Here is a 6,413-nt window from a genome sequence, read left to right on the forward strand (position 1 = left end):
AATCCATGCAATGTTCCAAAGATCTTACGTTTGCGTACAGCTTTTCTTAATAATTCCCCATCGCTAAGTATTTCTACTTAGCGCAAACTTGGGATGCTCCCAAATACCCAGCACCATACTCTTTCCAGTCTCTATATTGAGCCGTTGATGCAGGAACATCACCAAGAGGCCAATTTGATAAACTGTTGTAAGCACCCACACGGTTAAGTGTTTCGCCAGTTTGATTAGCTACTACAATTTGAAATTGTTGGGTTGTTGTGATTAGACCTAGAATTTGATCTACTGTCTTATAAGGATCTATAGAAACATTTGTATTAGCACCAACTTGAGCATGGGCGTTGCCTGAAAAACCACCGAAAGCGATAGTTATAGCCAGTAAGAAAGTAACAAAAACCTTAACCAGAGATTTCATCGTTAAAAACTATTGATGAGTTAAAATTTACGCAATCAATAGTAACTCGAAAAATTACTCCTGCAACACAACAATATCGAACACCGTAATAAAACTTTATGTGATTATTTATAGTTTTATAGGTCTCTTTACGCAAATATCTCTAGGCGGTGCATTTCATCCTTAAGAGGCTGTGTGAAAAGTTTTGACACCCCTAAATCCTCCTTAAAAAGGAGGACTTTTTTAATCTTTTCCCCCTTTTGTAAGGGGGGCTAGGTGGGGATCAATCGATATTTTTAGCGAATAATCTCTGAGTTAGCAAATTCAATAGTGCCTGTTTACTTCTGTTAACTATTTGAATCAGTATTCGTTTGATTAGATTCTGTATTTTTCTCTGATTTACTTGATTGTTGAACTTGTTTTAGATGAATTTGATTGACTTGAAGCATGAAGCTTTCAACTGATTGCAATACCTTCTGTTTTTGTTGATTTGGATCATCAGCTAAGTCATAAAAACGATAATCAGCAGTAACTCCTAAAATAAATTTTTCTTGTTCCGCCTCCAACAACTCAACGGCCGTATTTGCTGCTACCCAATTTTCTTGGAGAGGAAATGAGGTGGAAATACTGGTGACGATCGCGGCGATCGCAGGAAATATAACTGGTAGCCACTTAATAGCAGGGATGGAAACTTCAACTTTATCCAGTAAAACTAAGATGGGCGTTAGGCTCGATAATACAATCGTAGAAATCTGGAAAATATAATAAAAATTCCTAGAATTCTGACGAATTTTTTTGTAATCGTCAATTAACTCTTGAGAATACTGAATAGCTCTAGAACGAATCAGATTTATTGCGGCAACTTCATCTCCCCCATTGGAACCCGTAAGATAACTGTATAGCTCAGCTTTTTTCTGGTTTTCCAGTTGCTTAGTTGTTTGATTGAGGTTATTCAACGATTTTCGATTTAAAATCAATAAAATAGATAGCGCCACCAACCCAACGACTCCATAGGTAAGTGTTTTTGAGTCTTCAGCAGTGAATGTGAATGCGGCAAGAGCAAATACGCCGATAACAACCAAGGATTCAACGATATAAAAAACAAACTGACTATTTGAACTAGATGACTGGCTAGAACTAGCAGTCGATTCAAAATCACTGGTCATAATGAATGTTTAGATTAGATGTATTTAAATGGAAATTTTACATCAAGTTTAAACAACAACCAATTCTTCCCTATAGTTTTCTCTAATTCCTAAATTTTTCCTTGGTTTGATTGCAAATTAAGAAAATTTTGGATAAACAAATGTTATGATGCTTGCAATGCTAGGAGTGTCTGGAAATACCAGACTGAGAGCAAATCCTTAGAACCTGAACCGACTGACATCGGCGTAGGAAAGCACATTATTTGAGGAAATTGATATGACAGTTGGATTGAAAGCTACCTCTGCCCCCACAAGGCGCGGAGAGTATCGTGGTACGCAAATGCATTGCGCTCGTCAGGGCATCATCACTGAAGAAATGCAGTATGTCGCTTGGCGTGAAAATTTGCCCGTGGAATTAGTCCGCGCTGAGGTGGCAAGGGGTCGCGCCATCATCCCCGCCAACAAGAACCACACTAATCTCGAACCAATGGCGATCGGCATTGCCTTTAATTGCAAAGTGAATGCCAATATCGGCGCATCCCCCAATGCTTCGGATCTTGATGAAGAGGTGGCAAAGCTGAATTTGTCAGTGAAATATGGTGCGGATACGGTCATGGACTTATCCACTGGCGGCGGCAATCTTGACGCAATTCGTACAGCAATTATCAATGCTTCTCCTGTACCGATCGGTACGGTTCCCATTTACCAAGCCCTTGAAAGCGTGCATGGCAAGATGGAAAACCTCACCGCCGAAGACTTCTTGCATATTATTGATAAGCACGCCCAGCAAGGTGTCGATTATCAAACCATCCATGCAGGGATTTTGATTGAGCATCTGCCCCTAGTCAAAAATCGGATTACGGGCATTGTCTCTCGCGGCGGTGGCATTTTGGCAAGATGGATGCTGCATCACCACAAGCAGAATCCTCTATATACCCGTTTCAATGACATTATCGAAATCTTTAAGAAGCATGATGTTTCCTTTAGTTTGGGAGATTCCTTGCGCCCTGGCTGTTTGCATGATGCCTCCGATGAAGCCCAGCTTGCGGAACTGAAAACCCTTGGACAATTGACCCGCCGCGCTTGGGAACATGATATTCAAGTAATGGTTGAAGGTCCTGGTCATGTGCCGATGGATCAAATCGAATTTAATGTGCGGAAGCAAATGGAAGAATGCTCGGAAGCACCTTTCTATGTTTTAGGTCCGTTGGTTACTGACATTGCCCCTGGCTATGACCATATCACCTCGGCGATCGGTGCAGCAATGGCGGGTTGGTATGGTACGGCAATGCTTTGCTATGTTACGCCCAAGGAGCATTTAGGACTGCCTAATGCTGAGGATGTACGGAATGGCTTGATTGCTTACAAGATTGCCGCCCATGCTGCCGATATTGCCCGTCATCGTCCTAATGCCCGCGATCGCGATGATGCCCTTTCCACAGCCAGATATAACTTCGATTGGAATAAGCAGTTTGAGCTATCCCTCGATCCTGAACGGGCTAAGGAATATCACGATGAGACTTTGCCTGCGGATATTTACAAAACCGCCGAGTTCTGTTCCATGTGTGGACCTAAGTTCTGTCCAATGCAGACTAAGGTTGATGCCGATGCGATCGCTGATCTAGAAGAGTTCCTTAAGAAAGAACCTGTAGCGGTTGGTTAAATTAAATGTTGATTGCCCTGCCAAAGGCAGGGCAATCAACTTAATGCAAAAATAACGGTGATTTATGAGAGTGGCGATCATCAGTAAGGCGGGACGCTATAAGGGCGGTGCAAGTCAGGTTGCCGCAGACTTGGTAACTTGGCTAAATGAAGCAGGACATAGTGTCGATCATTTTGTGGCTTATCCTGCTGGTGATGGGCAGCCTTTTCCGAAAAGCCTCTATGGGGAGGGATGGAATTTAAAATTATGTCAAACGGTGCATAACTTTACGCGCAGATTTGGATTTAGAGAACTAATCCCGATGGAGTATTTTCTAAATCTACGGGGAGTCATCGCCGATTATGATGTGGTTCATTTCCACGATCTATTTACAGCGATCGCCCCTGCCACTCTAGCCCTCGTAGCAAGGCATAAGCCCACTTTCTTCACTGTCCATGACTGCTCTGCCTTTACAGGTGGTTGCCTCTATCCGATGGAATGCGAGAAATTTATCACTGCCTGCCAGCAATGTCCGCAGTTAGGACAGGATACTTGGAAGCAAAGGTTGCGCGATCGCACCCGTGAGATTCAAGCTATCAAGCGTTACATCACCAAAAAGTTTCCCATTCACTACATTTACCCCAGTAATTGGATTTCACAACAGGCTGCTTTAGCCTTGCAATATCAAGTTCCCGCAATGGTCATTCCTAATGCGGTTGATTTAGTTCCCTTTAATTTTGCAAATAAACTAGAGGCAAAGTCAAGTTTAGGCATAGCTGGCGATCGGCAAGTGATTCTCATTGCGGCATTATCCCTTGATGATCAAAGAAAAGGGGCGAAATATGCAGTGGCAGCTTTGCAAAGCGTCACAGATCTAAATCCATTGGTGATCACTGTTGGTAAGCCTAGCCCTGAGTTGCGCCAAGCTTTAGATGGTTTGGAAGTGATGGAAATGGGCTTTGTCAGCGATCCTGATTTAATGGCTAAAATTTATTCAGCGTCAGAAGTTATGCTGTTTTGTTCTCTTGCTGATAATTTACCCCTGACGATATTAGAAGCGATGGCGGGGGCGGCTGTCGTGGTTGGTTTTGCGACAGGAGGCATTCCCGATATGATTAATTCTGGGGTGAATGGAATTTTAGTGGAGCCAAAGAATCAGGAAAAATTAGATGCTGCTTTGCGGCAAATACTTCTCTCTGAGCAGTTGGCGGCAATGGGTAAACAAGCGAGGTTAGATGTGGAAGCTAAGTTCTCTAAGTCGCTTTTTGTGGAAAGACATTTAGAAACATATAGCAAATTTCTAAAATAAATAACTTGAACGTGTAAAATCAAAATCTAGCGCTTTAGCAATCAGGAGCAGTAAATTATGACAATTGAAATTTGAATTGCAATTCGAGATGGTGTAAGCTTTATGGAGCGTAAAACTCTGCCCATTCCCTTATTTTTTGAACTAGCAAATGCACCTTTGTACTCGGATTTGCAAGCAAAGGATGAGCATTAGCATGAATTTTTAGAAGGACTTCAGCCCGCTTAGTTGCTTCAGATTCATCACCGATTTCTTGAATTACTTCAATGATATTTTTCTGATTTTTTAATGGTTTGCGGTGATCGTATATGTAATTGGAATAATTTGGATGCTGTCTTATGGCTTCTTGCAGTCTTGAATATATTTCATCTCTATGCATCGGTGAATATTTAACAACATCATCAAAGGTACAACAAGATGGATCTTCCAAATGTAGTAGGAGCCAAAGCTAAAAAACTTCGTTACTATAGGCAATCTCAAATTTGTTTTTTTTAGCCATCTTCAAAGAATCTTGAAATCTTTCCCTTTTCGCTTTATCCAAATGAGCATCATCTCTATCAAAAACGACCCAAACACAATCAACTTCTTTTCGGATCTCTTTACTCAAATCTGCCTTCTCCTCAACTGCTCTCTCTACAACACCCAGAGAGTCTCTGCCAGCACCAATCGGTTTAAGATATAATGTTTTTGGAGGGAATAGATTGATAAATTGACTAAAATATTCTGGTTCAGTCTTTTGATCTTCACAAACAATTAGAAAGATATATTTGTATCTCTGTAATCTCTCTGGGCGATTAGTTACATCTCTAGCTGGTTTCTTGTCTAATTTACCTTTCCTTGCCATTTTCTTTCACCCGCATAGGATTGAAATTCCCTAAAATAGGAACTGCTCCATATCTACCTTCAAAATATCTTTTCTCTTTATCCGTATCAGGTCTTTCTTTCGTTGATTTCAAGTTAGAACCATTTTTATCAAGATATACAAAGTCAGACAAAGAATAAAATTCTGTTGATTCCCATTCGTTCTTTTCCGCAAAGTATATTTGATCTCTTCTCAGATCAGCATAGGACAATAGGTTGGTGTCATGAGTAGCAAAAATTAATTGAGCATTATTAATGTTAAGTTCCTTATTCAAAAACATATTGATGGTATTAAGTGTCATAATGGGATGCATTTTCGCTTCTATTTCATCAATAATTAATATACCGCCATTCATTAAAGCCCATATCACTGGACCACTCAGATAAAAAGCTTTGATAGTACCTGCTGATTCTTTTTCTTCTAATTTCCAGCTATGTTGTCTAGATGTTTTTTTACCTTTTTCGTCATACATATAATGCATTGTGTTAACGTTATAACCTTTCCCACCAGTCAAAGAGCTAATCAAAACATTTCTAAACTCTTCTGGAATTTCGTGTCCTAAATCAGACTCATCAAAATCCTTAGATATAACCTCTAAATCAACAATTCCTAAGTTAAGATAAGCAAAATATTCTTTGATTCTTTGACGATATGTTTGATTGTCAAACAACCTAACAGTCGCTATTGCTTGATCTTCCGTTATTAATCCATCAACTATAATAAAGTTTTGAAGCCATCGAAAAATATTTTTTGCCTCTTCAATGTTAAACGCATCACAAGTTGACAAAAATAAGGCGTTAGGCTTAGTTGCCTCTATTGCTGCATCAATGACTTTTGTAGAACCTTTGAATTTTGATTCTATAATATCTTGACTTCTTTGAAATAGATTTACTTCTCTTCCTAAAGACTTCTTAAATAACCATTCAGAAATTATTTCTAATTGATTAAATTCGAATCCATATCTATCTGAGGGGGTGACAAAGACATCTAAAACGTAGCCGTGACAAGCTGCATAGCCCTCTTACCTCGTTGATAGTAGGTTAACTTATTGGGAGCTAGTTTCAATA

5 protein-coding genes, 1 pseudogene and 1 riboswitch are annotated in these 6,413 nt (G+C 40.0%); of the genes and pseudogenes, 2 read left to right on the forward strand and 4 right to left on the reverse strand.

Annotated features, from left to right (window positions below; translation table 11 throughout):
- Positions 1–73: 73 nt before the first annotated feature.
- Together H6F44_RS21760 and H6F44_RS21765 are read right to left on the reverse strand one after the other, a co-directional pair.
- Positions 74–412 carry a hypothetical protein gene (locus H6F44_RS21760; protein WP_190353187.1) on the reverse strand — a complete coding sequence of 113 codons (339 nt, stop codon included), beginning with the start codon at positions 410–412 and terminating at the stop codon, positions 74–76.
- 326 nt (positions 413–738) lie between these two features.
- The gene (locus H6F44_RS21765) at positions 739–1,557 is read right to left on the reverse strand and encodes a DUF4231 domain-containing protein (protein ID WP_190353188.1); all 819 of its coding nucleotides are present in this window, start codon (positions 1,555–1,557) and stop codon (positions 739–741) included.
- A 152-nt stretch (positions 1,558–1,709) separates the two neighbouring features.
- Positions 1,710–1,806: riboswitch (TPP riboswitch) on the forward strand.
- A gap of 7 nt (positions 1,807–1,813) precedes the next feature.
- Here H6F44_RS21765 and thiC point away from each other — a divergent pair.
- A complete protein-coding gene (gene thiC, locus H6F44_RS21770; RefSeq protein WP_190353189.1) occupies positions 1,814–3,199 on the forward strand; it encodes a phosphomethylpyrimidine synthase ThiC in 1,386 nt (461 codons plus the stop codon).
- A gap of 64 nt (positions 3,200–3,263) precedes the next feature.
- A complete protein-coding gene (locus H6F44_RS21775; protein ID WP_190353190.1) occupies positions 3,264–4,487 on the forward strand; it encodes a glycosyltransferase in 1,224 nt (407 codons plus the stop codon).
- A 100-nt stretch (positions 4,488–4,587) separates the two neighbouring features.
- Here the strand turns inward: H6F44_RS21775 and H6F44_RS23395 are convergent.
- A pseudogene (locus H6F44_RS23395) lies at positions 4,588–5,328 on the reverse strand (RloB family protein).
- Positions 5,312–6,280: an AAA family ATPase gene (locus H6F44_RS21785; protein WP_407681884.1), complete on the reverse strand. Its 969-nt coding sequence runs from the start codon at positions 6,278–6,280 to the stop codon at positions 5,312–5,314. The pseudogene H6F44_RS23395 and the gene H6F44_RS21785 overlap by 17 nt, the downstream one beginning before the upstream one ends.
- Positions 6,281–6,413: the final 133 nt, after the last annotated feature.

The organism is Pseudanabaena cinerea FACHB-1277 (assembly GCF_014696345.1).
Taxonomy (GTDB): domain Bacteria; phylum Cyanobacteriota; class Cyanobacteriia; order Pseudanabaenales; family Pseudanabaenaceae; genus Pseudanabaena; species Pseudanabaena cinerea.